This window comes from Oryzihumus leptocrescens (genome assembly GCF_006716205.1).
Lineage (GTDB): Bacteria > Actinomycetota > Actinomycetes > Actinomycetales > Dermatophilaceae > Oryzihumus > Oryzihumus leptocrescens.
In genome coordinates this window covers 49,160-74,750 of the sequence record NZ_VFOQ01000003.1, presented here as the reverse complement: position 1 = coordinate 74,750, position 25,591 = coordinate 49,160, and the positions used below count along the sequence as shown (strand labels likewise).

28 protein-coding genes are annotated in these 25,591 nt (G+C 72.7%); 13 read left to right on the top strand and 15 right to left on the bottom strand.

What is annotated here, in order from left to right; translation table 11 throughout:
* Positions 1–59: 59 nt before the first annotated feature.
* From FB474_RS19775 to FB474_RS19750, 6 genes are all read left to right on the top strand, one after another.
* Entirely contained in the window at positions 60–1,451 is a 1,392-nt protein-coding gene (locus tag FB474_RS19775) for an amino acid permease (protein ID WP_141790591.1), read from the top strand.
* Entirely contained in the window at positions 1,451–2,680 is a 1,230-nt protein-coding gene (locus tag FB474_RS19770) for an arginine deiminase (protein WP_141790590.1), read from the top strand. The genes FB474_RS19775 and FB474_RS19770 overlap by 1 nt, the downstream gene beginning before the upstream one ends.
* Entirely contained in the window at positions 2,681–3,682 is a 1,002-nt protein-coding gene (gene argF, locus FB474_RS19765) for an ornithine carbamoyltransferase (protein ID WP_141790589.1), read from the top strand.
* 3 nt (positions 3,683–3,685) lie between these two features.
* The gene (locus FB474_RS19760; protein WP_141790588.1) at positions 3,686–4,639 is read left to right on the top strand and encodes a carbamate kinase; all 954 of its coding nucleotides are present in this window, start codon (positions 3,686–3,688) and stop codon (positions 4,637–4,639) included.
* The gene (gene rocD / locus FB474_RS19755) at positions 4,617–5,846 is read left to right on the top strand and encodes an ornithine--oxo-acid transaminase (protein ID WP_141790587.1); all 1,230 of its coding nucleotides are present in this window, start codon (positions 4,617–4,619) and stop codon (positions 5,844–5,846) included. The genes FB474_RS19760 and rocD overlap by 23 nt, the downstream gene beginning before the upstream one ends.
* Positions 5,847–5,972: 126 nt before the next feature.
* Positions 5,973–6,587, top strand: coding sequence for a YgjV family protein (locus FB474_RS19750; protein WP_141790586.1), 615 nt, complete (start codon positions 5,973–5,975; stop codon positions 6,585–6,587).
* Between the two features lie 14 nt (positions 6,588–6,601).
* On the opposite strand, the gene FB474_RS19745 is transcribed toward FB474_RS19750, so the two are convergent.
* Positions 6,602–6,865 carry a Prokaryotic metallothionein gene (locus FB474_RS19745; RefSeq protein WP_141790585.1) on the bottom strand — a complete coding sequence of 88 codons (264 nt, stop codon included), beginning with the start codon at positions 6,863–6,865 and terminating at the stop codon, positions 6,602–6,604.
* A 98-nt stretch (positions 6,866–6,963) separates the two neighbouring features.
* Between FB474_RS19745 and mmuM the strand changes: the two genes are divergently transcribed.
* Positions 6,964–7,878 (top strand): homocysteine S-methyltransferase, encoded by a 915-nt coding sequence (gene mmuM / locus FB474_RS19740; protein WP_141790584.1) that lies wholly within the window; start codon positions 6,964–6,966, stop codon positions 7,876–7,878.
* On the opposite strand, the gene FB474_RS21385 is transcribed toward mmuM, so the two are convergent.
* Positions 7,853–7,987 (bottom strand): hypothetical protein, encoded by a 135-nt coding sequence (locus FB474_RS21385; RefSeq protein ID WP_281286378.1) that lies wholly within the window; start codon positions 7,985–7,987, stop codon positions 7,853–7,855. The two genes, mmuM and FB474_RS21385, sit on opposite strands and share 26 nt — an antisense overlap.
* Before the next feature lie 92 nt (positions 7,988–8,079).
* A complete protein-coding gene (locus tag FB474_RS19735; RefSeq protein WP_141790583.1) occupies positions 8,080–9,072 on the bottom strand; it encodes an SPFH domain-containing protein in 993 nt (330 codons plus the stop codon).
* A gap of 140 nt (positions 9,073–9,212) precedes the next feature.
* Between FB474_RS19735 and FB474_RS19730 the strand changes: the two genes are divergently transcribed.
* On the top strand, positions 9,213–9,905 hold the full coding sequence (locus tag FB474_RS19730; protein ID WP_141790582.1) for a DUF429 domain-containing protein: 693 nt from the start codon (positions 9,213–9,215) through the stop codon (positions 9,903–9,905).
* A gap of 40 nt (positions 9,906–9,945) precedes the next feature.
* Complete coding sequence (locus tag FB474_RS19725) at positions 9,946–10,434, top strand: cupin domain-containing protein (protein ID WP_141790581.1); 489 nt, start codon at positions 9,946–9,948, stop codon at positions 10,432–10,434.
* Between the two features lie 7 nt (positions 10,435–10,441).
* On the opposite strand, the gene FB474_RS19720 is transcribed toward FB474_RS19725, so the two are convergent.
* The 7 genes from FB474_RS19720 to FB474_RS19690 all read right to left on the bottom strand — a co-directional run bounded on the left by FB474_RS19720 (position 10,442) and on the right by FB474_RS19690 (position 14,604).
* Positions 10,442–10,948: a nitroreductase family deazaflavin-dependent oxidoreductase gene (locus FB474_RS19720; RefSeq protein WP_221632707.1), complete on the bottom strand. Its 507-nt coding sequence runs from the start codon at positions 10,946–10,948 to the stop codon at positions 10,442–10,444.
* A gap of 139 nt (positions 10,949–11,087) precedes the next feature.
* Complete coding sequence (locus FB474_RS19715; protein ID WP_141790580.1) at positions 11,088–11,726, bottom strand: LysE family translocator; 639 nt, start codon at positions 11,724–11,726, stop codon at positions 11,088–11,090.
* 76 nt (positions 11,727–11,802) lie between these two features.
* Complete coding sequence (locus FB474_RS19710) at positions 11,803–12,225, bottom strand: hypothetical protein (RefSeq protein WP_185746286.1); 423 nt, start codon at positions 12,223–12,225, stop codon at positions 11,803–11,805.
* A gap of 277 nt (positions 12,226–12,502) precedes the next feature.
* Positions 12,503–13,030, bottom strand: a complete 528-nt coding sequence (locus FB474_RS19705) for a GNAT family N-acetyltransferase (protein WP_141790578.1) — start codon at positions 13,028–13,030, stop codon at positions 12,503–12,505.
* Between the two features lie 87 nt (positions 13,031–13,117).
* A complete protein-coding gene (locus tag FB474_RS19700; RefSeq protein ID WP_141790577.1) occupies positions 13,118–13,450 on the bottom strand; it encodes a hypothetical protein in 333 nt (110 codons plus the stop codon).
* Between the two features lie 136 nt (positions 13,451–13,586).
* Entirely contained in the window at positions 13,587–13,958 is a 372-nt protein-coding gene (locus tag FB474_RS19695) for a VOC family protein (RefSeq protein WP_141790576.1), read from the bottom strand.
* 34 nt (positions 13,959–13,992) lie between these two features.
* Positions 13,993–14,604 (bottom strand): NUDIX hydrolase, encoded by a 612-nt coding sequence (locus tag FB474_RS19690; RefSeq protein ID WP_141790575.1) that lies wholly within the window; start codon positions 14,602–14,604, stop codon positions 13,993–13,995.
* Positions 14,605–14,683: 79 nt separating this feature from the next.
* On the opposite strand from FB474_RS19690, the gene FB474_RS20890 reads away from it, so the two are divergent.
* A complete protein-coding gene (locus tag FB474_RS20890) occupies positions 14,684–14,953 on the top strand; it encodes a hypothetical protein (RefSeq protein WP_185746285.1) in 270 nt (89 codons plus the stop codon).
* Positions 14,954–14,999: 46 nt separating this feature from the next.
* On the opposite strand, the gene FB474_RS19685 is transcribed toward FB474_RS20890, so the two are convergent.
* Positions 15,000–15,692 carry a class I SAM-dependent methyltransferase gene (locus FB474_RS19685; RefSeq protein WP_141790574.1) on the bottom strand — a complete coding sequence of 231 codons (693 nt, stop codon included), beginning with the start codon at positions 15,690–15,692 and terminating at the stop codon, positions 15,000–15,002.
* Positions 15,692–17,077: a replicative DNA helicase gene (dnaB, locus tag FB474_RS19680; RefSeq protein ID WP_425465327.1), complete on the bottom strand. Its 1,386-nt coding sequence runs from the start codon at positions 17,075–17,077 to the stop codon at positions 15,692–15,694. The genes FB474_RS19685 and dnaB overlap by 1 nt, the downstream gene beginning before the upstream one ends.
* Positions 17,078–17,406: 329 nt before the next feature.
* On the opposite strand from dnaB, the gene FB474_RS19675 reads away from it, so the two are divergent.
* Positions 17,407–18,132, top strand: a complete 726-nt coding sequence (locus FB474_RS19675; protein WP_141790573.1) for a DNA alkylation repair protein — start codon at positions 17,407–17,409, stop codon at positions 18,130–18,132.
* On the opposite strand, the gene FB474_RS19670 is transcribed toward FB474_RS19675, so the two are convergent.
* Complete coding sequence (locus tag FB474_RS19670) at positions 18,119–18,775, bottom strand: nucleoside/nucleotide kinase family protein (RefSeq protein WP_141790572.1); 657 nt, start codon at positions 18,773–18,775, stop codon at positions 18,119–18,121. The genes FB474_RS19675 and FB474_RS19670 overlap by 14 nt on opposite strands.
* Before the next feature lie 50 nt (positions 18,776–18,825).
* Here FB474_RS19670 and FB474_RS19665 point away from each other — a divergent pair, with 50 nt between their 5' ends.
* Positions 18,826–20,193 carry an MATE family efflux transporter gene (locus FB474_RS19665; RefSeq protein WP_141790571.1) on the top strand — a complete coding sequence of 456 codons (1,368 nt, stop codon included), beginning with the start codon at positions 18,826–18,828 and terminating at the stop codon, positions 20,191–20,193.
* 81 nt (positions 20,194–20,274) lie between these two features.
* Here FB474_RS19665 and FB474_RS19660 read toward each other — a convergent pair whose 3' ends face one another.
* A complete protein-coding gene (locus FB474_RS19660; protein WP_141790570.1) occupies positions 20,275–21,777 on the bottom strand; it encodes a CoA-acylating methylmalonate-semialdehyde dehydrogenase in 1,503 nt (500 codons plus the stop codon).
* Positions 21,778–21,976: 199 nt separating this feature from the next.
* Here FB474_RS19660 and FB474_RS19655 point away from each other — a divergent pair, with 199 nt between their 5' ends.
* On the top strand, positions 21,977–25,015 hold the full coding sequence (locus FB474_RS19655; RefSeq protein WP_141790569.1) for a sensor domain-containing protein: 3,039 nt from the start codon (positions 21,977–21,979) through the stop codon (positions 25,013–25,015).
* Between the two features lie 127 nt (positions 25,016–25,142).
* Here FB474_RS19655 and rplI read toward each other — a convergent pair whose 3' ends face one another.
* Positions 25,143–25,589 carry a 50S ribosomal protein L9 gene (rplI, locus tag FB474_RS19650; RefSeq protein ID WP_141790568.1) on the bottom strand — a complete coding sequence of 149 codons (447 nt, stop codon included), beginning with the start codon at positions 25,587–25,589 and terminating at the stop codon, positions 25,143–25,145.
* Between the last annotated feature and the right edge of the window lie 2 nt (positions 25,590–25,591).

The window sequence follows — 25,591 nt, the reverse complement described above, 5'->3', positions numbered from 1 at the left end:
AAGAACATCGAGGTGGACCAGCCCGTCGGGCGGGCCGGTCGTCCCTGCGGGAGGTCACCATGGCCCACGACACCCTGCCTCGTCAGCGGCCCAGCACGGCACCGGCCGAGCGCGCGATGGGCCTGACCCAGTCGACGGCGCTGGTCGTCGGCAGCATCATCGCGGTCGGCATCTTCAGCCTCCCGTACTCGCTGGCCTCCTACGGCCCGATCTCGTTGGTGGCCCTGGTCCTCGCGACGGTCGGAGCGGCGGCCCTGGCCTTCATGTTCGCGGTGATGTCACGCCGGATGCCGGCGGACGGTGGTCCGTACGCCTATGCACGCGCCGCCTTCGGCAACGGGGTCGGCTTCGCCAACGCGTGGTCCTACTGGGTCACCGCCTGGGCCGGCAACGCCGCCATCGTGGTGGGCTGCGTGTTCTACGTCGAGCACTTCGTCAACAAGGGCGGCTCCGCCGGCTGGTCGATCGTCATCGCCCTGGCGGGGCTGTGGATCCCGGCCGCCGTCAACCTCACCGGCGTGCGGAACATGGCCGCCTTCCAGGTCGTCACGACGATCCTCAAGATCGTGCCGCTGGCGCTGATCTCGACCGTCGGGTTGTTCTTCATCAAGCCCGCGAACTTCACCCCGTGGAACACCAGCGGCGAGTCGAACCTGTCGGCGATCGGCGGGGCCATGGCGATCTGCCTGTTCATCTACCTCGGGGTGGAGACGGCAGCAGTCGCGGCGGGCAAGGTCCGCGACCCCGAGCGCAACATCCCGCGCTCGACGGTCCTGGGGACGCTCGCGAGCGCGGTGGTCTACCTGTTGTCCATGGTCGTCGTCTTCGGGATCATCCCGGCGGCCGACCTGGCCAAGGCGCAGAACCGGGCGTCCTACTCGGTGGCCTTCAACCACATCGTCGGCGGCACGTGGGCCGGTGACGTGGTCGCGGCGGCGGTCGTCGTCTCGGGCGTCGGCGCCCTGAACGGCTGGACGATGATCTGCGCGGAGATGCCCCTTGCGGCCGCGCGGGACGGTCTCTTTCCTGCGGCCTTCGGGCGCCTGTCCTCGCGCCGGGTGCCGGCGATCGGCATCGTCGCCTCGACCGCGCTGGCATCGGCGGCGGTCGTGGTCAGCTACCTGGGCACCAACGGCTCGACGGTGTTCACCACCCTCGTCCTCATGACCGGGATCACGGCTGCCGTGCCCTACGCCTTCTCCGCCCTGGCGCAGCTGAAGTGGCGCTGGCACGACGACCACCGGGTGCAGACCGCACGGCTGTGGCGCGACCTCGTCGTGGCCGTCGTCGCGCTGTTCTTCTCGCTAGCCTTCATCTACTACTCACGCAACACCGGTGACAGCTGGTACGTCGTGTGGGGACCGTTCCTGATGACCGGCGCCGCCGGGCTGGTGGGCATCCCCGTCTACCTCTCCCAGCGCGGCCACATGACCGAGCCACGGAGGCAGTGATGGGCAGCAGGTACTACGTCGGGTCCGAGGTCGGTCGGCTGCGCCGGGCCATCCTGCACCGGCCGGACCTGGAGCTGAAGCGGCTGACGCCGACCAACAAGGACGACCTGCTCTTCGACGAGGTGCTGTGGGTCAAGCGGGCCAAGCAGGAGCACGACGGCTTCGCCGAGGCGCTGCGCGAGCTCGACGTCGAGGTCGTCTACTTCGACCACCTGCTGCGCGGGTCGATGGCCGTGCCCGAGGCGCGCGACCACGTCCTGGGGCACGTCCTCGACGAGCGGGTCTACGGCCCGATGGCGCTGGAGCCGGTACGCGACATGGTCGAGGCGATGGACGCCGACGACCTCACCGAGATGCTCATCGGCGGCATCACCAAGCGCGAGGCGCTCGAGCGGATGGACGAGCCGAAGTCGGTGGCCTTCCACGCCATGGCCCTCGACGACTTCCTGCTCGCGCCGCTGCCCAACCACCTGTTCACCCGCGACACCTCCTGCTGGGTCTACGACGGCGTGGCGATCAACTCGATGAGCAAGAAGGCCCGGCAGCGCGAGTCGCTGCACTACGAGGCGATCTACCGCTGGCACCCCGAGTTCGGCGATGCCGGCTTCCATGTCTGGTCCGGCGGGACCGAGGGCGGCCCGGCCACGATGGAGGGCGGCGACGTCCTGGTCATCGGCCGCGGCGCGGTGCTCATCGGGATGAGCGAGCGCACCACCCCGCAGGCGGTCGAGCGGCTGGCCCACGAGCTGTTCGCGGCGGGCGCGGCGAGGCAGATCGTGGCCCTGGTGCTGCCGAAGGCCCGGGCGTTCATGCACCTCGACACCGTGATGACCATGGTCGACGCGCACACCTTCACCAAGTACGCCGGCCTGGGCATGCTCGCGTCGTACACGATCGAGCCCGGGGACTCCGACAAGGAGCTCAAGGTGACCGACCACGCACCCGAGGAGATGCACCGGGCCATCGCGAACGCGTTGGGGCTGGACGACATCCGGGTGCTCACCCCCACCCAGGACGTGCGCGCCGCCGAGCGCGAGCAGTGGGACGACGGGTGCAACGTGCTGACGGTGACCCCCGGCGTGGTCGTCGCCTACGAACGCAACGTCACCAGCAACACGCACCTGCGCCGCAACGGCCTGGAGGTCGTGACGATCCAGGGCAGCGAGCTCGGCCGCGGCCGCGGCGGCCCGCGGTGCATGACCTGCCCGGTGGACAGGGACGGGATCTAGATGGCACCGAACCTGCACGGGCGCAGCTTCCTCAAGGAGCTCGACTTCACCCCCCGGGAGTGGACGGCCCTGCTCGACCTGGCCGCGAGCCTCAAGGCCGCGAAGTACGCCGGGACGGAGCGGCCGCTGCTGGCCGGCAGGAACCTGGCGCTGATCTTCGAGAAGACCTCCACTCGGACCCGGTGCGCGTTCGAGGTGGCCGCCTTCGACCAGGGCGCGCACGTGTCCTACCTGGAGCCGACCGGCACCCAGATCGGGCACAAGGAGTCGATGAAGGACACGGCCCGGGTGCTGGGCCGCATGTATGACGGGATCGAGTACCGCGGGTCCCGCCAGGAGCTGGTCGAGACGCTCGCGGCGTATGCCGGGGTGCCGGTCTGGAACGGGCTGACCGACGAGTGGCACCCCACCCAGACGCTGTGCGACATGCTGACGATGCGCGAGCACTGCGCCAAGCCGGACGGCGCGATCTCGTTCGCGTTCGTCGGTGACGCCCGCAACAACGTCGGCAACTCGCTGCTCGTGGCCGGGGCGCTCATGGGCATGGACGTGCGCATGGTGGCTCCCCGGCCACAGTGGAACCACGACGAGGTCATCGCGAGCGCCCGGTCCCTGGCCGAGCGCACCGGCGCCCGGATCACCCACGCCGAGGACCCGGCCGAGGGGGTGCGCGGCGTCGACTTCGTCTACACCGACGTGTGGCTGTCGATGGGCGAGCCGAAGGAGCTGTGGCAGCAGCGGATCGACCTGCTCAAGCCCTACCAGGTCAACGCGGCGCTGATGAAGGCGACGGGCAACCCGGCGGCGCGGTTCATGCACTGCCTGCCCTCGTTCCACGACCGGCACACCACGGTCGGCGAGCAGCTCTTCGAGCAGACCGGGATGGAGGCGCTCGAGGTGACCGACGAGGTCTTCGAGTCCGACGCGTCGATCGTCTTCGACCAGGCCGAGAACCGGATGCACACGATCAAGGCCGTGCTCGTCGCGACGCTCGGCGGCTGAGCGATGCGGATCGTGGCGGCGCTCGGGGGCAACGCGCTGCTGCGGCGCGGGGAGAAGCCGGACGCGGCCACCCAGGAGGCCAACGTCGACCGCGCGGTGCACGCCCTCGCCCCGCTGGCCCACGACCACGAGCTCGTCCTCACCCACGGCAACGGGCCCCAGGTCGGGGTCCTCGCCCTGCAGAGCGCCTCCGACCCGCACCTGACCACGCCGTACCCGTTCGACGTCCTGGGCGCCCAGACCCAGGGGATGATCGGCTACTGGCTGCTGCAGGCCCTCCAGAACGCCCTGCCCGGGCGGCAGGTCGCCAGCATCATCAACCAGACCCTGGTCCTGGCCCACGACCCGGCGTTCGCCAACCCGACCAAGTTCGTCGGCGAGGTCTACGCCCGGGCCGAGGCCGAGCGCCTGGCCGCGGCGCGCGGGTGGACGGTGCACCAGGACGGCGGTGAGGACTCCTGGCGGCGCGTGGTGGGCTCACCCACGCCGCAGCGGGTGATCGAGACCCGGCTGATCCGGCTGCTGCTGTCCAGCGGCGCGGTCGTCGTCTGCGCCGGCGGCGGTGGCGTCCCGGTGATCCGCAACGAGAAGGGCAAGCTCGCCGGCGTCGAGGCGGTGGTCGACAAGGACCTCACCGCCGCCGTCCTCGCGGAGGCGCTCGAGGCCGACGTGCTGCTCATCCTCACCGACGTCCCGCACGTCGAGCGCGGCTACGGCACGTCCTCGGCGACGCCGATCCTGCGGGTGACGCCGTCGGCGCTGCGGCGGGAGACGTTCGCGGCGGGCTCGATGGGCCCCAAGGTCGACGCGGTGTGCCGGTTCGTCGAGCTCACCGGGGACATGGCCGCCATCGGACGGCTGGAGGATGCGCAGGCGATCATCGCCGGGGATGCTGGGACCATCGTGACGCCCGGCGGCGACTACGGAGGGCCAGATGACCTCGCGACCTACGGTTGACCCCGTCTCGCTGACCGTGCGCGACATCGCGCTCGACGACGCGGTGACCGCCCACAACTACCACCCGCTGCCGGTGGTCATCGCCAGCGCGTCCGGGGCGTGGGTCACCGACGTGGACGGCCGGCGCTACCTCGACTGCCTGGCCGGCTACTCCGCGCTGAACTTCGGGCACGGCCACCCGGTGCTGCTCGACGCCGCCCGGGAGCAGCTCGAGCGGATCACCCTGACCAGCCGGGCGTTCCACAACGACCGCATGGGCCCGTTCTGCCGCGACCTGGCCGAGCTGGCCGGCATGGACCTGGTCCTGCCGATGAACACCGGCGCCGAGGCGGTCGAGACGGCGATCAAGGTCAGCCGCAAGTGGGGCTACGACGTCAAGGGGGTGCCGGCCGACCGGGCGACGATCATCGTCACCGAGGGCAACTTCCACGGCCGCACCACGACGATCATCAGCTTCTCCACCGACCCGGTGGCCCGGGCCGGCTTCGGCCCGTTCACCCCGGGGTTCCGGATCGTCCCGTATGGCGATGCCGCCGCCCTGGGTGCCGCGATCGACGAGACCACGGTGGCCGTCCTCATCGAGCCGGTGCAGGGCGAGGCCGGGGTGCAGGTCCCGCCGCCGGGCTACCTCGCCGAGGTCCGCGAGCTGTGCACCGCGGCCAACGTGCTGCTCGTCGCCGACGAGATCCAGTCCGGTCTCGGGCGCACCGGCTCGACGTTCGCCTGCGAGCTCGAGGACGTGGTGCCCGACGCCTACGTGCTGGGCAAGGCGCTCGGCGGTGGCATCGTGCCCGTCTCGGCCGTGGTCGCCCGCCGGGAGGTGCTCGAGGTGCTCACCCCGGGCAGCCACGGCTCGACCTTCGGCGGCAACCCGCTCGCCTGCGCCGTGGGGCACGCGGTGGTCGGGCTGCTGCAGACCGGGGAGTACCAGGCCCGGGCGGCCGAGCTCGGCGCCCGGATGCGCGAGCGGCTGCTGGACCTGGTCGGCGACCGGGTGACCGCGGTGCGCACCCGCGGGCTGTGGGCCGGCGTGGACGTCGACCCCGCCCTGATGACCGGGCGTGAGCTGTGCGAGCGGCTGCTGGCCCGCGGTGTGCTGGCCAAGGACACCCACGGCTCGACCATCCGGCTGGCGCCGCCGATCGTCATCGAGCAGGACGACCTGGACTGGATGCTCGACCAGCTCACCGAGGCCCTGTCCTCCTGACTTTGCGCAAGTTACGGCCGCTGGAGACCCGCTTTCCGGGCGCTCCAGCGGCCGTAACTTGCGCAAAGGGGGTGCGCGGTCGGCGGGCCGAGCCGCGGGCTGAGGGCGCGCGATACCCTCCGGCACATGGCGTGGTTGGAGGTGCTGGGCTGGGTCGGGTCGGCGATCCTCGTCTGGTCGTTGCTCCAGACGCGCATCCTGCGGCTGAGGCTGCTCAACCTCGTCGGCTCCGTCATCCTCATTGCCTACAACGGCATCCTCGGGGTCTGGCCGATGGTCGGGCTCAACGTCACGCTCGCGGTGATCAACGTGGTGCACCTGCGCCGCCTGCTCGCCGGGCGGCACGACGAGGGCACCTACACCGTGCTCGAGGTGTCCCCGCGCGACGAGTACCTGCGCCACTTCCTGCGCATCCACGAGGGCGACATCCGGCACTTCAACCCGGACATGGTCTACGACCCCGACGTTCCGGGGCGCGCGGCGTTCCTCGTCCTGCGTGGCGACGAGACGGTCGGCGTGGTGCTCGTGCGCGACGCCGGGGCCGGCACGGCGCAGGTCGACCTCGACTACGTCACGCCGCGGTTCCGCGACTTCGCGCCGGGCGAGTTCGTCTACCGGCGCAGCGGCCTGTTCCGCGACCACGGCTTCCGCCGGGTGCTCACCCCGCCGGGCATGGTCGAGCCGTACTTCGAGAGCATCGGGTTCCGCCGCGAGGGCGAGGTCTACGCCCTCGACCTGTGAGGCGCCGCACCCCGTCAGCTGACCGGGTGCGCCCCGACGCTGTCCCGGATCGCGGTGCCCTCGGGCGCCCCGCTGTCCCGGGCGCAGTGCGCGCAGCAGAACAGCTGCCCCTCGACCTCGACACCGTGGCCGAGGATCCGGCAGCGGCAGTGCTCGCACACGGGGGCGAGCCGGTGCGCCGCGCACTCGAGCGAGTCGAAGATGTGCACCTGGCCGCTGACCGTGCGCACCTCGAAGGACATGTAGTAGTCGTTGCCGCAGACCTCGCACACCGCCATGTCAGGACACCTCCGTCGTGGTCACGTGCCTCCGAGGGTGGCCCGCACCCGGCGCAGCCGCAACGGCCAACGGTCCCGGCAGGGGTGAGGATGGTGCCATGGCGGACTTCGCGGGTGCCCTGGCCGAGGGCGGGCTGGTCCTCGACGGCGGCCTGGCCACCGAGCTCGAGGCGCAGGGCCACGACCTGTCCGACGCGCTGTGGTCGGCCCGCCTGCTCGCCGACGACCCGCACGCCGTCGTCGCGGCCCACCGGGCCTTCTACGCCGCCGGGGCGCGGGTGGCCACGACGGCCAGCTACCAGGCCAGCTTCGGGGGGTTCGCCGCGGCGGGCCTGTCCCGGGAGGAGGCCGCGGCGCTGATGCGCCGCAGCGTCCGGCTCGCCGACCAGGCGCGTGCCGGCATGCCCGCGCCGGGCTCCCTGTTCGTCGCCGCCTCCGTCGGCCCGTATGGCGCGTCCCTCGCCGACGGCTCGGAGTACACCGGCGCCTACGACCTGGACGTGCTGGGACTGAGGGCCTTCCACCGGCCACGGCTGGAGGTGCTCGCCGAGGCCGGCGCCGACGTCCTGGCGGTCGAGACCATGCCGTGCCTGGCCGAGGTGGAGGCGCTCCTGGAGGAGCTGGCCCGGCTGGACGGCATACCGGCCTGGCTGTCCCTGACGTGTGCCGGCGGGCGGACCCGGCGCGGGGAGGACCCGGCGGAGGCCTTCGCCATGGCCGCCGACGTCGACGCCGTCGTCGCGGTCGGCGTCAACTGCACCGCGCCCGGCGAGGTGGCCGAGCTGGTCCCGGTCGCGGCCGCCTCGGGCAAGCCGGTGCTCGCCTACCCCAACAGCGGGGAGGGGTGGGACGCCCGGACCCGGTCGTGGACCGGCGACTCCGCCTTCACCGTCGGGCAGGTGACCGGCTGGTTGGACGCGGGCGCGTCGGCGGTCGGCGGGTGCTGCCGGGTGGGGCCCGCCGACATCGCCGCGGTGGCGGGGGCGCTCAGCGCTTCCGGGCCCCCGCGATGAACTCGTGGCTCGTCTCGGTGGAGGCCTTGGCCTTCTTCTCGGCCCGCTTCTCCTTGATGGACTTGCCGGACTTCTTCGACATGGTGTGACGCGGGGACTTGTCGGACATCGTCGGCTCCGTTGTGGGACCTGCACGGTCCCGTCCCTGCCGACAGTACGCCGGTCCGGACCCGTCGTGGAACGGGTCCGGACCGGCGGTGCTCACTTGCCCGGGGTGATCGCGAAGCCGGCGCCGGGGGCGAACGTCGTCACGGTCGGCGGGATCGCCTTGAGGGTGTCGATGGTCGCGCAGGCCGGGCACTTGAGGTAGCCGTTCTGGCGCTGCTCGTTGGCCGCGGCCTCCGCCTTGGCCTGGGCGACCTTGGCCTGCGACTTGGACACGCCGGCGAACTCGGCCTGGGCGTCGTCGATGGCGTTCTGCACCTTCACCGGCAGGGTGATCTTGGCCAGGTTGAACCGCACGTTGGTGACGAACTTCCCGCCCAGGGTCGAGGTCAGGTCGTCCTCGAGCGAGGTGTTGATCGCCTGCTGGATCTTCTGGATGTTGACGTTGTTCTGCCGGCCGGCGGCGCCGGTGAAGACCGCGGCGGCGGCCGAGGGGTTCGCCGCCTGCTGGGCACCGCTCTGCACGAGGGCGCAGGAGGCCTGCAGCTCGGCGCAGCGGAAGTCCCCGATCTGCTGGCGCAGGTCGTTGCTGATCACCGGCCGCACGATGGCGTCGAGGAAGGAGTTCCAGCCCTCGTCACCGTCCCAGGCGGCGCGGTACTGCCCGTCCAGGCCCTGGTACTTGCGGGTGCCGTACTTGTCGTCGAACGCCTTCAGGGCCGCGCTGTCGGTGTTGAGGGTGAAGTAGATCGTGCCCTCGATGCCGATCTCCACGCCGTCGGCGGTCGGGTCGTTCTCGACGTCGACACCGGTCCGGTCGCCGCGCTTGGCGTCGGAGGTGATCGTGTAGAAGCGCTGCTGCGCCGGGTACTTGTGCGACTGCGAGAACAGCCCGGTGTAGGTCCGCGACGAGGCCGGCTCGATGATCTGGCGGATCCGGTTGTTGTCGAAGGGTCCGCCGTTGCGGACGACCGCGATCTCACCGCCCTGCGTCCGGTCGAACGAGGTGAGCACCATGCCGCCGGTCACGACCGCCGCGACCACGGCGGCGAGCACGACGAGCTTGATCGCGATCGAAGGAATCTTCATGTGGGACAACGCTCCGATGTCGGTGCCGGCCGGTGGCCGGCGAGGTAGGTGCTCACCTTGATGCGCGCCCGGGCCGTTCGGTTCCCGGGTATGCCGTGCCGTCACCTCCGCGGGCCGGCGGCGGCTGGTAGACAGGCCGGGTGAGCGTTCGGGTCCTCGGCGTCGACGGGTGCCGCACCGGTTGGGTCGGCATCGTCCTCGACGGTGGGCACGTCACGGCGGTGCACGGCGCGACGATCACCGAGGTGCTCGACGCGGCGGGGCGCGACGGAGGTCTGGCCTGTGTCGGCGTCGACATGCCGATCGGCCTGCCAGATGCCGGCCGGCGCCAGGCCGATGTGTTGGCGCGCAAGGCTCTTGGCCCACGCTGGCAGTCCCTCTTCCTCACGCCGGTGCGACCGGCCCTGCTCACGGCCGACTTCGCCGAGGCGGTCGCAGTGAACCGCGAGCTGGCCGGCGAGGGCCTGTCCCGTCAGGCGTTCGCCCTGCGCACCAAGGTCCTCGAGGTCGACGCGCTCGTCCGCGACAGCGCGGACCCGGTCGTCGTGGAGGTCCACCCCGAGCTGAGCTTCGCGGCCATGGCCGGCGGCCCGCTCGCGGCGGGCAAGAAGACCTGGGCCGGCACCCAGGAGCGGCGCGCGCTGCTGGCGCGGCACGGCATACCGGTGCCGGAGGACCTCGGCCCGGCCGGCGCGCTGGCCGCGGTCGACGACGTGCTCGACGCGGCCGCGGCCGCCTGGTCGGCGAGCCGGTGGGCGGCGGGGCAGGCGCGCTCACTTCCGGCACCGCCGGAGCGGTTCAGCGACGAGATCCCCTGCGCCATCTGGACATGAGCGGCAGACTGCCGCAGACACCACGAGAGGGGAGCCACCCATGTCGTACCCGCCGGAGCGTTACCACGGGGAGGCAGGCGAGGTCAGCGCGTGGATGCGGCCGGCCACGCAGGCGCCGGAGCTGGGCCAGCCGGGAGGCAACCAGGTGCACTACCTGGCCACGACGGCGCAGACGGGCGGCGAGTTCGGGCTCTACCGCTGGGACTTCGGCCCGCACGTGAGCGGCCCGGACGCCCACTTCCACCGCACCTTGTCGGAGTCGTTCTTCATCCTGTCCGGCACCGTGCGGCTCTTCGACGGCACCGACTGGGTCGACGCCACCGCCGGGGACTTCCTCTACGTGCCGGTCGGCGGGATCCACGGGTTCCGCAACGAGTCGGGCGAGCCCGCGTCGATGCTGCTGCTGTTCGCCCCCGGCGCGCCGCGGGAGGACTACTTCGAGACGCTCTTCGACGCGGCCCGGCGTGAGGCGATGACCGACCAGGAGCGCACCGAGTTCTTCCTGCGCCACGACAACCACTGGGTCTGAGGGCGGCTCACCCGGGGGAGACCTCGCTCACCCGCAGCCAGTGCTGGATGCGGTAGACCCGGGTCCTGGTGCCCCAGTCCGGAGGCACCGTGGCGAGGACGGCCTCGGACGGCACGACGACCGGCTGCGTGACCTGGTGCCGGACGCCGTCGAGCACGACGGTCGCCTCGCCCGCGGCCAGGACGTTGCGCAGCCAGTCGACCTGGTCGCCGTAGGGCAGGGGGATGGCGAAGCCACCCTCGACGGGCACCGCGACGACCGGGGTGGCGTAGGGCCGCCCGGACCGGCGCCCGACGTGCTCGACCCGGGCGGCGTACCAGTGCCGGCGGCCCGCCAGCCTGAGCATCACCGGGTTGAGCACGCGCTTGTTGCCCTGCCGGACGATGTCGACCAGCGGTCGGGACCCGCTCCTCATCGCGGCGACGAAGAAGGCGAGGGCCGCCGCGACGGGCAGCAGCACCCAGCGCACGAGCCGTCCCCGCCACCACGGCGCTCGTCGTGCTCGTCCCTGCATGACGTGCCCCCGTCCCTCGTGCCGACGTCACGATGGTGGCCCCCGGGGGTGCAGCCGGTGCCGGACCTCGGTCCCGCCGTCCGGCCGGTCAGCCCAGGTGGCCGGTGAGTCCGGGCGGCCGGTGAGTCCGGGCGGCCGGTCAGTCCGGGCGGCCGGTCAGGGCGACGGTGACGCCGAGGCCGACCATCATCACTCCTCCTGCGCCGCCGCCGGACTCCAGCCGTCGCGGCCGCCCGGCGAACCAGTCCCGCGCCCGGCCCGCGGCCAGGGCCCAGACGCTGTCACCGACCACGGCCATCGCGGCGAACAGCGTTCCGAGCGCGAGCATCTGGGCCGCGGCCGGGCCGGACGGGTCGACGAACTGCGGCAGCAGCGAGGACAGGAACACCACGGTCTTGGCGTTGGTGACGCCGACGAGCACACCGGTGCGCAGGCTCGGCCACCCGCCGGTGGCGCCCCGACGACCGCTGCCGAGCGCCGCCCCCAGCCGCCGCCGGTGTCGGACCGCGTCGACGCCCAGCCAGACCAGGTAGGCCGCCCCGGCCAGCTTGACCAGCGTGTATGCCGTGGCGGACGCGGCCAGCAGCGCTCCGAGGCCTCCGGCGACCAGGGCGACCTGGGCGAGCAGGCCGATCCCGTTGCCGAGCACGGTGAACAGGGCCGGCCCGCGGCCGACCGTCAGCGCCCGCCCGATGGTGAACAGCAGGCTGGGGCCGGGGACGGCGACCACCACCGCCGCGACGGCGGCGAAGGCCAGCAGGTGGGACAGGGTCGGCATGTGATGAGTGTCCGGCCCCCGGGCCGTGGCGGCAAAGCCCTTACCCCACGGCCGACCCGACCGGCCGCGCCACCCGCTACTCGCCGGAGGTCGTCGTGCGGCGGTCCGGACTCGCGTCCGTCACGAAGAACGTGGCCCCGTCGGCGTCGGCCGGGGAGCTGATGACGAGGTAACCCAGCGCCTCGCCATCGTCTGACCTGATCCGCCAGGACGTCTCGGGGACGTCGCCGTCCGAGCAGCTGAGCGGGACGACGAGGTCGTCATCCGGCGCGATGCGGTCGGCGGACTCGGCGAGCAGGCAGCCCTGGCCCTGGCAGTCGTCCAGGAACACCGCGGCCTCGGTGTCGTTGACCAGGTCGAGCTGTGCCGCTGCGCCGGTCGCCGGGTCACGCGGGCCGCAGCCGCCCGGGCCCGCGGACCCGCCCAGCATCACCACCGTCACGACCAGCCCGACGACCAGCGCCGGTACGACGACCCCTGCGGCGACCGCGAGGGTCACCAGCCACCCCGTCGCCAGCCCCCGCGCCCGAACCGGATCGGCCCGCCACCAGGTCCATCCGTGCGGCGGCTCCGGCCAGGACGGGTCCGGCGCCCAGCCCGGCGGCGGGGACCAGCCCGGAGGAGGCACCGGCCATCCCGGAGGCGGCTGCCACCGCCAGGACCTGTCGACACCGCTGCCCCTGCCCGAAGTCATGGGGAGGAGTGTGCCCGGTGTGCCGGGCGGCTCGCCTCCGGGTTCGGCCGGTTGGTCAGCGCGGGCACTCGGAGGCGCCCGGTCAGGACGTCCTTCCGACGTACGGCCGGACCATGGCGCAGCGATCCTCGGCGTCGATGCCGGGCAACGACGCCTCGTGCGCCATGGTCGCAGCGAGCTCCGGGCCGATGTCGGCTGCGGGGAGCTCGGTGTAGCCCAGACGGGCGTAGTACGGCCCGTTCCACGGGACGTCGCGGAAGGTCGTCAGGGTCGTGGCCGGGCGACCCGCCGCCTGCCCCCACGCCTCGACGTGCCGCACCAGCGCCCGACCGATCCCCTGCCGCCCGTGCCGGGGAGCGACCGAGACCTGGGCGACGTGCGCGTTGCCGTCGAGCACCTCGGCCACGACGTATCCCGCGGCCTCACCGTCGCGACGAACCACCCAGATCCGCTGCTGCGCCAACGGCTCCTGCAGCTCCTCGACGGTGGCCTCGTGGTCGGCCACCTCGTGCAGTCCGACGGTGTGGAACAGCTGCCCCGCCTCGACCTCCAGCCGCACCAGGCGGGGAAGGTCGGCCGCGGCCGCGCGCTCGATCGCGATGTCGGTCATGCCCCGACCTTGCCACGGACGCCGCCGCGGCCGGAGTCCCTTTTCCGGCGCGGTGGTGGCGGCGCGGCATACCGGGCTCGGGACGGCTCAGAACCGCCACGAGAGGTAGTTGGCCCACCGCGGGTACCCCGCGCCGCGTGGCTCGGCGCGCACGCTCTGGGGGGTGGCCGCACGGAAGCCCAGGGAGACGATCGCCGGGATGCTCACCCCGAGCTGCACCGCCTCGAAGAAGGAGCGGATGCCGGTGCCGTAGAGCAGCGGGGCGGCGGCTCCCAGCACGATGAGCAGGACGGACCAGGCCAGCTCGATCGCACCTGGACGCACCCCGTCGACGAACGCCGAGAGCGCCCGCATCCCCTCGTGGGCGAAGGAGCCGACGAGCCCGGCGAGCAGCAGTGGCCAGTAGCCGGAGATGTCCACGGCGGCCTCCCTCGGCTCGGACGTCCCTGCCGGCCACGGTCGCGACCCGCGGGCACCGCCGCCACCGGTGAATGCACGGGCCTCGGGCGTCCTGCCTGCGCGGTTTGACGGGCGACGTGCCGACTGTGGGCGCGCCTCAGCCGCCGAGGGGGCCGAAGACGGTGCAGAACGGATGGCCCACGGGATCCGCGAAGACGCGGAAGCCGGTCTCGCGCGCGCCGGGCGTCCTGGTGGCGCCCGCGGCGACGAGCTGGCGCTCGGCCTCGTCCGGGTCGGTCACGCGGATGTCGAGGTGCAGCTGCTGGGGATGCTCGGGGTCCGGCCACCGCGGGGGCCGCCAGGTGCTGACCCGCTGGAAGGCCACCTCGCGCCGGCCCGGTGCGGACCCGATCACCACCCAGTCCTCCTGGTCCTCGGCGACCTGCATGCCGAGGACCTGGCAGTAGAAGTCCGCGAGCCGGCGGGGGTCAGGGCAGTCGATGACGGTCTTCTCGAGGCGTCCGATCATGTGGCAAGCCTGCTCCGCCATGGTTGGTCCGGCATCACGACCGGGCCGCTGGAGTCTCCCGCCCGGGCTGGGCCGGGATGGCCTCGGCCAGCTTGGCCAGCATGCGTCCCAGGTGGGGGTCGAAGATGGCGGGGTCGGCCTCGGTCACCTCTTGCGGCGTCCACCACCGCACCGCCCGGAACTCGCCCGGGTCCGGCGTCAGCGCCTGCCGCCGGTCACCCTGCAGGACGAACCAGAGGCTGACGTCCACGTGCCGCACGCTGGGGTCCCCCACCGTCTCGGTCACGGTCAGGAAGAACGCCTTCTCGCCGAGCCAGGCCGGGAAGCTCGCGGCGATGCCCAGCTCCTCGGCGACCTCGCGGCGGACGGTGTCCACGGGGCTCTCGCCCGGCTCGACGTGGCCCCCGGCAGGCAGCCACAGGCCGGACTTGCGGTGGTCCACGAGCAGGATCTGGGGACCGACCGGGTCGACGAGCAGGAAGTAGGAGACCAGGTGCTGCGGCGGGGTGCGGGGCTTCGCGCGGCGGAAGACGTCGTCTGTCTCGTTGAGCCAGCCCAGCACGGCAGCCCGGTCGGCGTCCTCCTGCCGGTCGAAGGGCCGGATGTCCTCGACCAGTCGCCGGACCGTGGTCGGTGGCTCACTCATGGGTCCCTTTCGTGACGATCCGAGGGCATACTGGCGCACGGCGCGGACATCCCGTGGCCGGCGAGGACTGGGGGCTTGCGTGGGGTGGACGCGGCGGCAGATGGCCGGGGCGATCGGTGCGTCACTGCTCATCGTGGCCGCCTTGACCGTGGCCATGCTCTCGGCGCTGACCTCGGTCGGCGTGGTCCCCAGCCCCTTCGGCACTCATGCGGGCGCGTCGGCTGTCCCGGCGCTCGAGTCGCCGGCCGTCAGCGTGGTGGGCACGCCGGCTGACAGCGCACCCGCAGCAGTCAACGTCTCGGGTGGACCGGGGCCTCTCCCGCAGGAGCGGCGCTGCCCCTGCCCGTGACCTGCCCGGTGGTCGCCGGGTCCCAGCCGCGGTCCGCGGTGCACCCTCAGGCGCCGTCGCGGCGCCAGATGCCTTCCCACTGGGACCACTGGCCCACGCCCGGCGCCTCGCGCTGGGTGACGTCGAGGCTGAGGTCGCGCACGGGGGTGAACGCCGGACCAAGCAGCTCGCGGATCTCGTCCGCGGCGAAGAAGTGGACCGCCAGCCCGGCCTTGGGCCCCTCGGTGTAGCGGACCGTGAACCCGGCGTCGTCACCGAGCTCGATGACCCGGTGTGCCGGCCAGACGTCTGTGGCCGAGGCGTTGACCCGGACGCATAGCAGGCCCCCGGGCGCCACTCGCTCCGCCGCGGCGGCGAGGTGGCGGTGCGCCTCCGCGCGGGTGCCGTGCTGGAACACCTGGATGCCGATGACCACCGGCCAGGTCGCCCCGGAGGGCAGGTCGTCGAGGCTGCCGACCTGGAACCGGTCGGCCCGCTCTGGCAGCCGGCGCCGGGCCTGGGCGATCGCGGTGGGCGCGAGGTCGAGGCCGAGCACGTCCAGGCCGGCGTCGGCCAGCGGCTCCACGTTGCGGCCGTTGCCACATCCGACGTAGAGCGCCTCGCCGGGCAGGTGCGCGTCCGCGGCGGCGTCGAGGATGTAGCGCACGAAGCTGACCGGCGCCTCCTCCAGGTAGCGGCCGTTGGCGTACTCCGCCTCCCAGGAGGCCGCGGTGGCGACCCCGTCGGTGATCGACGACATCAGAAGCTGGAGGCCATGTTGGTGAAGCGCGAGTAGTGGCCCTGGAACGCCACGACGATGGTGTCGGTGGGGCCGTTACGGTGCTTGGCCACGATCAGGTCGGCCTCGCCCTCGCGCGGCGACTCGCGTTCGTAGAGGGACTCGCGGTGCAGCAGGATGACCATGTCGGCGTCCTGCTCGATCGAGCCCGACTCACGCAGGTCGCTCATCTGCGGCTTCTTGTCGGTGCGCTGCTCGGGACCACGGTTGAGCTGGGAGAGCGCGATGACCGGCACCTCGAGCTCCTTGGCGAGCAGCTTGAGCGCACGGGAGAACTCCGAGACCTCCTGCTGGCGGGACTCGACGCGCTTGCCCGAGCTCATCAGCTGCAGGTAGTCGATGATCACCAGGCGCAGGTTGTTGCGCTGCTTGAGCCGGCGGCACTTGGCCCGGATCTCCATCAGCGACATGTTGGGGCTGTCGTCGATGAACAGCGGCGCGTCGGAGACCTCGCCCATGGTGCGCGCGAGGCGGGTCCAGTCCTCGTCGCGCATGGTGCCCTTGCGCATGTGCTGCAGCTGGATGCCGGCCTCGGCCGACAGCAGGCGCATGGTGATCTCGGTGCGGCTCATCTCCAGGCTGAAGACGACGGTCGCCTGCTTGTGCTTGATCGCCGCGGACCGGGCGATGTCCAGCGCCCAGGTCGACTTGCCGACCGCGGGACGCGCGGCGACGACGATCATCTGGCCCGGGTGCAGGCCGTTGGTCAGCGCGTCGAAGTCGGTGAACCCGGTGGGCACGCCGGTCATCTCGCCGCTGCTGCCCGAGGCGTGCTCGATCTCGTCGACGGCGGCCTCGAGGATGTCGCCGAGCACGTGGTAGTCCTCGCCACCGCGCTTGTCGGCGACGGCGTAGACCTCGGCCTGCGCGGCGTTGACGATGTCCTCGACGTCGCCGCCGCCCTGGGCGTAGCCGAGCTGCACGATCCGGGTGCCCGCTTCGACGAGGCGGCGCAGCACCGCGCGCTCAGCCACGATCTGGCCGTAGTAGCCGGCGTTGGCCGCCGTCGGCACCGACTGGATCAGCTGGTGCAGGTAGGCCTGGCCGCCGACGCGCTGCAGGTCACCGCGCTTGCTCAGCTCGTCGGAGACGGTGATCGCGTCGGCCGGCTCACCGCGACCGTAGAGGTCGAGGATCGCGTCGTAGATCAGCTCGTGCGCCGGCCGGTAGAAGTCGACGCCTTTGAGCGTCTCGACGCAGTCGGCGATGGCGTCCTTGGACAGCAGCATGCCGCCGAGCACGCTCTGCTCGGCGTGGACGTCCTGCGGCGGCAGGCGGTCCATGTCGGGGCCGTCAGGGGACGACGAACCGCCGTAGGCGCTGACATCCAGCTCCGCGATCGACACCTGGTCCCCTTCGATGAACACGGCCGCACCGGGTGTTCCGGCTGTGACACCAGACAACCACTGTGGTCTGACACTCCCCCGGAAGGTGGCCGTCGTGTCGGCCAGGAACGCCCGTGCGGAGAACGGTAGGTCCGCGGGTGGCAGCCCCTCAACACAGGCCTGTGGACAACGTGGGGACAACGTGTGCACCACGCCGTGGACGAGTGTGCACACCGTGTGGACAACCCTGTGAATTGCCGGGGAAACCCCGCGGCGCCACGCACGCTGGCGTGCACAAACGGCCGTCCACCGGCTGTGGACAGAAAAAAGATCGCCACTACGGTGCGCCCATGCCCGATACCACCCCGGCCACCCCCGGCGCCGCCCTGGTCCGCACCGTCCGGGCGGCACTGGCCGAGGCCGCCGACCCCGTCCGCGCCGCTGGTCAACAGGCCTACATGAAGTCCGCGATGCCGTTCCGCGGGCTCACCGCCCCGGCGCTGCGGTCCACCCTCCGCCCGCTGCTGGCCGACCCCGCCCACCAGCTCGCCGACCGGGCGGAGTGGGAGGCGGCCGTGCGCTGCCTGTGGGACGACGCGGCATACCGGGAGGAGCGGTATGCCGCGCTGGCCCTCGCCGGGCACCGCACCTACCGCACCTGGGCGCGGGAGGTGGCCAGCGTGCCGCTCTTCCGACACCTGGTGGTGACCGGGGCGTGGTGGGACGTCGTCGACGAGATCGCCTCGCACCGCATCGGGGACATCCTGCGCGCGCACCCCGACACCGAGGCCGACCGGATGCGGCAGTGGGCCCGGGACCCTGACCTGTGGGTGCGGCGGACCGCGATCCTGAGCCAGCTCTCCAGCAAGGACGAGCTCGACCGGCAGCTGCTCGTCGACGTCATCGAGCCCAACCTGGCCGACCGGGAGCTCTTCATCCGCAAGGCGATCGGCTGGGCGTTGCGCCAGCACGCCCACCTCGGCCCCGAGGCCGGGGACTGGGTGCTCGAGGTCGTGGCCGCCTGGGGCGACCGGATGGCCCCGCTGTCCCGCCGCGAGGCGCTCAAGAACCTGTGAGCACCCGCGGCGCGGCCAGGTCGGTGTTGTCGATGACCGCGCTGGCGTGCCGGCGCGGCTCACACTCGGCGAGGTAGAGCCGCTGCCCCTGCACGTAGCGCTGCTGGGAGTCCGCCGCCGGGTCCGGGTCGGTGCCGTCCCGGCCGGCCCCGCGCGGCACCGACACGGCGAAGTCGACCTGCAGGAACACCGACCAGTCCCAGTGCCCGCGCAGCTCGGGGCGATGCAGGAAGATCCCGTCCACGAGCAGCACGTCCCCGGCGTCGACGCGCACCGGTGGCGTCTCGACCGGTGCGTCCGCCGCGACGTCGTGCACCGCCGTGCGCACCATCCCGGAGCCGCCGGGTGCCGCCGGGTCCAGCAGCGCCTCCTGCATCCGGGCGTAGTCGTAGGAGTCGCGGAAGAAGCCCTCCGGCGAGCGCCGGCCGCGGCGGTGGCGCACCGGTGCGGGGTGGTGGAACCCGTCCACCGAGGCCCGGACCACGCACACCCCGCGGCCGGAGAGCACCGCCGCCAGCTCGTCGGCGAAGACCGTCTTGCCCGCCCCGTCGACCCCGTCCACCCCCACCCGGCGCACCCGGTCGGCAGGCAGGCCCACCACCTGGTCGGCCACCCACGCCAGCACCGCCTCACGCCCGGTCACGAGGCGGACCCTACCGACGCCGGGCGCGGCACCGGCCTAGGCTGCCCGCCGTGACCGCCCGGACCAGCACCACGACCAGCCAGCAGCGGGAGATCCTGCGGCTCGCGGTGCCGGCGTTCCTCGCGCTCATCGCCGAGCCGCTGTTCCTGCTGGCCGACTCGGCCATCGTGGGCCACCTCGGCACCGCGCCGCTGGCGGGTCTCGGCGTGGCCAGCGCGGCCCTGGTGACCGCGGCGAACGTCTTCGTCTTCCTCGCCTACGGCACCACGAGCACCGTGGCCCGTCAGGTCGGTGCGGGCTCGGAGCGGACCGCGGTCGAGGCGGGCGTGGCCGGGCTCTGGCTCGCGCTGGTCCTCGGCGTGGTCACTGCCTCCGCCGTCGGGCTGGCCGCCGACGCGATCGCCGCCGTCTTCGGCGCCTCGCCGGCCGCGCACGCGCAGGCGGTGACCTACCTGCGGGTGTCCGCGCTCGGCATACCGGCCATGCTCCTCGTCCTGGCCGTCACCGGCGTCCTGCGCGGGCTGCAGGACACCCGCACCCCGCTGGTGGCCTCGGTGGTGGGCTTCAGCGCCAACCTGGCGCTCAACCTGGTGCTCGTCCTCGGCCTGCACCTGGGCATTGCCGGGTCCGCGCTCGGCACCGTCCTGGCCCAGACCGGTATGGCGGCCGGCCTGGTCCTCGTCGTCACCCACCGGGCGCGCGAGCTGGGTGCGGGGCTGCGGCCGCACCCGACGCGGGTGCTGCACGCGGCGGGGCAGGGCGTGCCGCTGCTGGTGCGCACGCTCGCGCTGCGCGCGGTCCTGCTGCTGACCACGTGGGTGGCCGCGGGGCTCGGCGACGTCCCGCTGGCCGCCTACCAGGTGTCGGCGACGGTGTGGAGCTTCCTGACCTTCGCCCTGGACGCCCTGGCCATCGCGGCGCAGGCGCTGACCGGCAAGGCGCTCGGGGCCGCCGACGTCGACGCGGCCCGCTCGGCCACGACGACCATGCTGCGCTGGGGCGCCGGCGCCGGGGTGGTGCTCGGAGCGCTGGTCCTGGCCGGGCACGAGCTGCTGCCCGACCTGTTCACCACCGACCCCGCGGTGCGCTCGGCGCTGGCCGCGGCGCTGGTGGTCGTGGCCCTGTCCCAGCCCGTGTCCGGCGTGGTGTTCGTCCTCGACGGGGTGCTCATCGGCGCCGGCGACGGCCGGTGGCTCGCCGGCGCCCAGGTCGTGCTGCTGGTCCTCTACGTGCCGGCGGTGCTCGCGGTCCGCCGGGCCGCACCGGACCTGCTCACCGGCGACCCGGTCACCGCCCAGGCGCACGCGCTCACCGTGCTGTGGTGGGTGTTCGTGGGCTTCATGGTGCTGCGCGGGGTGGCGCTGGGCTGGCGCGCCCGCTCCGACGCCTGGCTGGTCACCGGGGCCTCCCGCCGCTGACCATCACGACCTGTGCGCAAGCCGGGGGCGCCGGAGGTCCGGAAACCGGCCCGCCGGCGACCCCACTGTGCGCCAAGACGGTCAGTCGTGCGTGGGGAAGCCCAGGTTGAGCCCGCCGTGGCTGGGGTCGAGCCAGCGCGAGGTGACCACCTTGCCGCGGGTGAAGAAGTGCACTCCCTCGGTGCCGTGGGCGTGGCTGTCGCCGAACAGCGAGCTCTTCCAGCCCCCGAAGGAGTAGTAGGCCATGGGCACCGGGATCGGCACGTTGACGCCGACCATGCCCACCTCGACCTCGTTCTGGTAGCGCCGGGCGGCACCGCCGTCGTTGGTGAAGATCGCGGTGCCGTTGCCGTAGGGGTTGGCGTTGACCAGCTCCAGCGCCGCGTCGTAGGAGGGCACCCGCACCACCGACAGCACCGGGCCGAAGATCTCGTCGGTGTAGATCGACATGTCCGGGGTGACGTGGTCGAACAGGGTCGGGCGCAGCCAGAAGCCGCCCTCGTCGCCGTCGACGTCACCGTCACGCCCGTCGACCACGAGCGTGGCGCCCGACTCCACCCCCGCCTCGACGTAGCCGACGACCTTGTCGCGGTGCGCGCCGGTCACCAGCGGGCCCATGTCGCAGCCCCGCGTCCCGTCACCAGTGCGCAGGGTGGCCATGCGCGCGCGGATCCGCTCGACCAGGTCGTCCGCGACCGGCTCGACCGCGACCAGTGCCGAGATGGCCATGCACCGCTCCCCGGCCGAGCCGAATCCGGCGTTGACCGCGGCGTCGGCCGCAAGGTCCAGGTCGGCGTCCGGCAGCACCACCATGTGGTTCTTCGCCCCACCGAGGGCCTGCACCCGCTTGCCCGCGGCGGTGCCCTTCTCGTAGACGTACTTCGCGATCGGGGTGGACCCGACGAACGAGACCGCCTTGACGTCGGGGTGCTCCAGCAGCCGGTCCACCGCCTCCTTGTCCCCGTGGACGACGTTGACCACGCCGTCGGGCAGCCCGGCCTCCTTCCACAGCTGCGCGACCGCGTTGACGGCCGACGGGTCCTTCTCGGAGGGCTTGATGACCACCGCGTTGCCGCAGGCCACGGCGATCGGGACGAACCACATCGGCACCATGGCCGGGAAGTTGAACGGCGAGATGACCGCGACGACGCCGAGCGCCTGGCGGATGGAGTAGACGTCGACCTTGGTCGAGACGTTCTCGCTGAAGCCGCCCTTGAGCAGGTGCGGGATCCCGCAGGCGAACTCGACGACCTCGAGCCCGCGGGTCACCTCACCCAGGGCGTCGGAGAGGACCTTGCCGTGCTCGGCGGTGATGAGCGCGGCGATCTCCTCCTTGCGGGCGTTGAGCAGCTCCCGGAACGCGAAGAGGACCTGCGCCCGCCGGGTGAGCGAGGCCTGCCCCCACTCGCGGCCGGCGTCGTGGGCGACCTTGACGACCTCGTCGACGGTGGCCGCCGAGGCGAGGTCGAGCTGGCCGGTGACCTCGCCGCTGGCCGGGTTGTAGACCGGGCTGGTGCGCTCGGCGACCCCTGTCCAGGGGGCGCCGCCGACGAGGTGGGTGATGCGGGGTGCAGGGGTGCTCACGGCTGGTGTCCTTCTCGCTCAGGGGCGCGGGTGCGGCCAGCGTATGCCGGGTCCCCCCGGTCCGGGGAGGGGCACTGGACACCAGCAGAAGGGACATCTTTGGGCAAACAACGACCGTGACGACCGCCCCGCTGGCTAGCCTTGGCGGCCAACAGGGGACGCCGCCCGCTCCCCGGCGCCGGTGACAGGAGGGGTGGTCATGAACGTCCCCCTCCCTGCCCAGGCGGGCATCGCCGACGTGACGGCATACCTGGAGGGCCTGCTGCGCCACTCCGACGCCGTGATCAGCGTGCGCAGTGCTGACGACGGGCGGCTGCTGCTGGCCAACGACGCGTTCGCGGCACAGGTCGACCGCCCGGTGGCCGAGGTCGTCGGCGCCCAGCTCGAGGACGTCCTGCCCGCGGTGTACGCCGCCCAGGTCCGCGCCCAGGACGAGCTGGTGCTCCGCACCGGTCGGGTGCAGACCAGCCACGAGAGCTTCCTGGATGCTGAGGGTGGGACCCGGACCTACATCACCCAGCGGTTCCCGCTCGTCGACGTCAGCGGCCGTACCTACGCGGTCGCCGGCATCGCCACCGATGTCACCGAGCTGGAACGCACCCGCAGCTCCCTCGCGGAGACCGAGCAGCGCTACCGCGCCCTCGTCGAGCACTCCCCGTTCGCGATCGTCGTGCACGTCCAGGGGCGGTTCCGCTACGCCAACGCGGCCGCGCTGCGGCTGCTCGGGGCGGCCACCGAGGAGGACCTGCTCGGCCGGTCGGTGCTCGACGTCATCCCCGAGTCCGACCGCTACGAGGCCGCCTCGATGATCGCCAACATCCTCGCGGGGCGCAACGAGATCGCCGGGCGCCGCGAGGCGGTGCGGCTCGACGGCGGACGGATCATCGTCGAGATCACGGCCAGCGCCGTGCCCTGGGAGGGCCAGACCGGGGTGCAGATGGAGGTCCGCGACGTCACCGAGGAGACGCGGTCCCGGGAGCTGCTCGCCCGCGCCCACCAGGAGTCGATGGACGCCGCAGCACGGCTGCGGCTGCTGCACACCGTGGCCACCGCTGCCAACGACGCGCTGACCATCGAGGAGGCGGCGGCCGAGGCTCTCCGGGCGACGTGCGAGCACTTCGGCTTCGCCGCGGCCCTGCTGCGGCCGTGCCGGACCGGCGACGACCGCCTCGTCCCCGCCGCGCCCGTGCGGCACGTGGCGGCCGGCCCCGCCGCCGACGTCCTCCCGCTCGCCCTCGACCAGGCGGCCACGGTGGTGCCGGCCGTGTTCGACGCGAGTGACGCCAACGGGCGGGTCACCGACCGCGACGGCGCCGGCGTGTACGACGTCGACCCGTCCTCGGACGACGCGTTCGAGGCCGCGCTCGGGCACGCCGGGGTGCGCACGGCGCACGTCGTGCCGGTGACCCTCCGCGACACGGTCACGAGCGTCTGCGAGTTCTTCGACACCGGCGAGGCCTCCGCGGCCACCGACCACCGCGGAACGCTGCGCATCGTCGCCCACGAGCTGGCCCGGGTGCTCGAGCGGCAGCGGGCCCTGGAGGAGCGCGCCGCCCACGAGGCGCGGTTCCGCACGATGTTCCTCAGCTCCCCGGTGGCCATGGCCCTGTCCGACAGCCTCGGGCACTTCGTCTCGGTCAACCCCGCGTTCTCGGCGATGCTCGGGCTGCCGGAGGAGGACATCGTCGGCCGGTCCTCGGACGTCTTCACCCACCCCGACGACGTGGCTGGCAACGCCCGGATCAGCGCCACCCTCGACCACACCACCGGTCAGGTCTACCGGGTGGAGAAGCGCTACCTGCACTCCAGCGGACGGGTGGTCTGGGGCCTGCTCTCGGTGACCCGGGTGACCTTCCCGGACGGCCAGCCCTACACCCTGGCCCAGGTCGAGGACATCACCGACCGTCGCCAGGCCGAGGCCGACCTGCACCGCCAGGCGCAGCACGACGCGCTCACCGGACTGGCCAACCGGGGCAGCCTCGGCCGCAGCCTCAGCGCCCTGGTCGACTCCACCGACGACCTGGCGGTGCTGTTCGTCGACCTCGACAGCTTCAAGGTCGTCAACGACACCCACGGGCACTCCACCGGCGACACCGTCCTGCAGGAGGTCGCGCGCCGGCTCCCCCTGGCCGTCCGTCCCGGGGACCTGGTCGCCCGGTTCGGTGGGGACGAGTTCGTCGTCGTCTGCTGCGGGGTGTCCACCCACGCCGCGGCGCTGGAGCTCGCGGCCAGGGTCGAGCACGCCCTCGCCACACCGATCCCCTTCTCCGGTGGTGAGCTGGAGGTCACCGCCAGCATCGGTATCGCGCTCAGCTCACCACCCGGGGGTGCCCGGTTCCTCGACGCCGAGGAGCTGGTCCGGCGTGCCGACGCGGCGATGTACCTCGCCAAGCGGCGCGGCAAGGACCGCGCCGACGTCTACGACGAGTCCCTGCATGCCACGAACCAGTCCCGCACGCGGACCGCCGCAGCGTTGCGCCGCGGGCTGGCCGGTGAGGGCCTGCAGGTCCATTTCCAGCCGATCGTCGACCTCGCCCTGGGCGAGGTGGTGTGCGCTGAGGCCCTGGTCAAGATGGTCGACCGGGACGGTGGGCTGATCCGCACCGCCGAGCTCGTCGACGTGGCCGAGGAGACCGGCCTGATCACGGCGCTCGGCTCCTGGGTGCTGCGCCAGGCCTGCACCGAGGTGGCGCAGCTGCGCCGGGAGACCGGCTGGGCGATGGCGGTGACGGTGAACCTGTCGGCCCGGCAGGCCGCCCTGCCGGGCCTGGCCGCCGAGGTGCTCGGCGTGCTCGAGGAGACCGGGCTGGAGCCGGACGGGCTGTCCCTGGAGCTGACCGAGTCCGCGCTGCTGGAGTTCAACGACGCCACCCTGACCCAGCTCAACACGCTGCGCGACCACGGGGTCGGCATCGGCATCGACGACTTCGGCACCGGCTACTCCTCCCTGACCTACCTGCGCCGGTTCCCGGTCAGCTTCGTCAAGGTCGACCAGGCCTTCGTCCGCGGCCTGCCCGGCTCCGAGCGCGACGCGGTCATCGTGCGCTCCGTCAACACCCTGGCGCGGGACCTGGGCCTGGCCTGCGTCGTCGAGGGGGTCGAGACCGCCGAGCAGCTGCACGCGGTGCGAGACCTCGGCGGGTTGTTCGCGCAGGGCTATCTCTTCTCCCGGCCGGTGCCGCTGCCGGCCCTGCGCGACCTGCTCATCCGCGGGATCGAGGTGCCACCGCACCCCTGAGGCGACAGGCCTCGCGTCCGGGTCCGGACCGGCGTCGCCGACCCTCGGCGCCCGGGCATGACGAAGGGGCCTGGTTCCACGTGGAACCAGACCCCTTCGGCTGCTGCCGAGGCAGCGGGAGCGTGCGTCAGCCGGCGACGACGGTCAGCGCGACCGTGGCCTGGACCTCCGGGTGCAGGCGCACGAGCGCCTGGTGCGACCCGGTGGACTTGATCGGCGTGGCGATCTCGATCTTGCGGCGGTCCAGCGCCGGGCCACCGGCGGCCGTGACGGCCGCGGCGATCTCGGCCGGGGTGACGGCGCCGAAGAGGCGGCCCGACGCACCGGTCTTGGCCTCGACCTTGACGGCCTTGGCCTCGAGCTGGCCCTTGATGGCCTTGGCCTCGTCGAGCGACTTCACCTCGCGGGTCTCCCGAGCCTTGCGGATCGAGTCGACCTGCTTCTGGCCGCCCTTGGTCCAGGCCGTGGCCAGACCGCGGGGGAACAGGAAGTTGCGGGCGTAGCCGTCCTTGACCTCGACGACGTCACCGGCGGTGCCGAGACCCGACACCTCCTGGGTGAGGATGAGCTTCATGG

Excerpts from the sequence above, each read along its gene's own strand:
- FB474_RS19725 (WP_141790581.1), top strand. The coding sequence starts at position 9,946 with ATGTCGTACCCGCCGGAGCGTTACCACGGGGAGGCAGGCGAGGTCAGC.
- FB474_RS19705 (WP_141790578.1), bottom strand. The coding sequence starts at position 13,030 with ATGACCGACATCGCGATCGAGCGCGCGGCCGCGGCCGACCTTCCCCGC.
- rocD (WP_141790587.1), top strand. The coding sequence starts at position 4,617 with ATGACCTCGCGACCTACGGTTGACCCCGTCTCGCTGACCGTGCGCGAC.
- rplI (WP_141790568.1), bottom strand. The coding sequence starts at position 25,589 with ATGAAGCTCATCCTCACCCAGGAGGTGTCGGGTCTCGGCACCGCCGGT.
- FB474_RS19685 (WP_141790574.1), bottom strand. The coding sequence starts at position 15,692 with ATGTCGTCGATCACCGACGGGGTCGCCACCGCGGCCTCCTGGGAGGCG.
- FB474_RS19770 (WP_141790590.1), top strand. The coding sequence starts at position 1,451 with ATGGGCAGCAGGTACTACGTCGGGTCCGAGGTCGGTCGGCTGCGCCGG.
- FB474_RS19715 (WP_141790580.1), bottom strand. The coding sequence starts at position 11,726 with ATGCCGACCCTGTCCCACCTGCTGGCCTTCGCCGCCGTCGCGGCGGTG.
- FB474_RS19675 (WP_141790573.1), top strand. The coding sequence starts at position 17,407 with ATGCCCGATACCACCCCGGCCACCCCCGGCGCCGCCCTGGTCCGCACC.
- FB474_RS19775 (WP_141790591.1), top strand. The coding sequence starts at position 60 with ATGGCCCACGACACCCTGCCTCGTCAGCGGCCCAGCACGGCACCGGCC.
- FB474_RS19655 (WP_141790569.1), top strand. The coding sequence starts at position 21,977 with ATGAACGTCCCCCTCCCTGCCCAGGCGGGCATCGCCGACGTGACGGCA.
- FB474_RS21385 (WP_281286378.1), bottom strand. The coding sequence starts at position 7,987 with ATGTCCGACAAGTCCCCGCGTCACACCATGTCGAAGAAGTCCGGCAAG.
- FB474_RS19735 (WP_141790583.1), bottom strand. The coding sequence starts at position 9,072 with ATGAAGATTCCTTCGATCGCGATCAAGCTCGTCGTGCTCGCCGCCGTG.
- FB474_RS19695 (WP_141790576.1), bottom strand. The coding sequence starts at position 13,958 with ATGATCGGACGCCTCGAGAAGACCGTCATCGACTGCCCTGACCCCCGC.
- mmuM (WP_141790584.1), top strand. The coding sequence starts at position 6,964 with ATGGCGGACTTCGCGGGTGCCCTGGCCGAGGGCGGGCTGGTCCTCGAC.
- FB474_RS19690 (WP_141790575.1), bottom strand. The coding sequence starts at position 14,604 with ATGAGTGAGCCACCGACCACGGTCCGGCGACTGGTCGAGGACATCCGG.
- argF (WP_141790589.1), top strand. The coding sequence starts at position 2,681 with ATGGCACCGAACCTGCACGGGCGCAGCTTCCTCAAGGAGCTCGACTTC.
- FB474_RS19760 (WP_141790588.1), top strand. The coding sequence starts at position 3,686 with ATGCGGATCGTGGCGGCGCTCGGGGGCAACGCGCTGCTGCGGCGCGGG.
- FB474_RS19750 (WP_141790586.1), top strand. The coding sequence starts at position 5,973 with ATGGCGTGGTTGGAGGTGCTGGGCTGGGTCGGGTCGGCGATCCTCGTC.
- FB474_RS19745 (WP_141790585.1), bottom strand. The coding sequence starts at position 6,865 with ATGGCGGTGTGCGAGGTCTGCGGCAACGACTACTACATGTCCTTCGAG.
- FB474_RS19720 (WP_221632707.1), bottom strand. The coding sequence starts at position 10,948 with ATGCAGGGACGAGCACGACGAGCGCCGTGGTGGCGGGGACGGCTCGTG.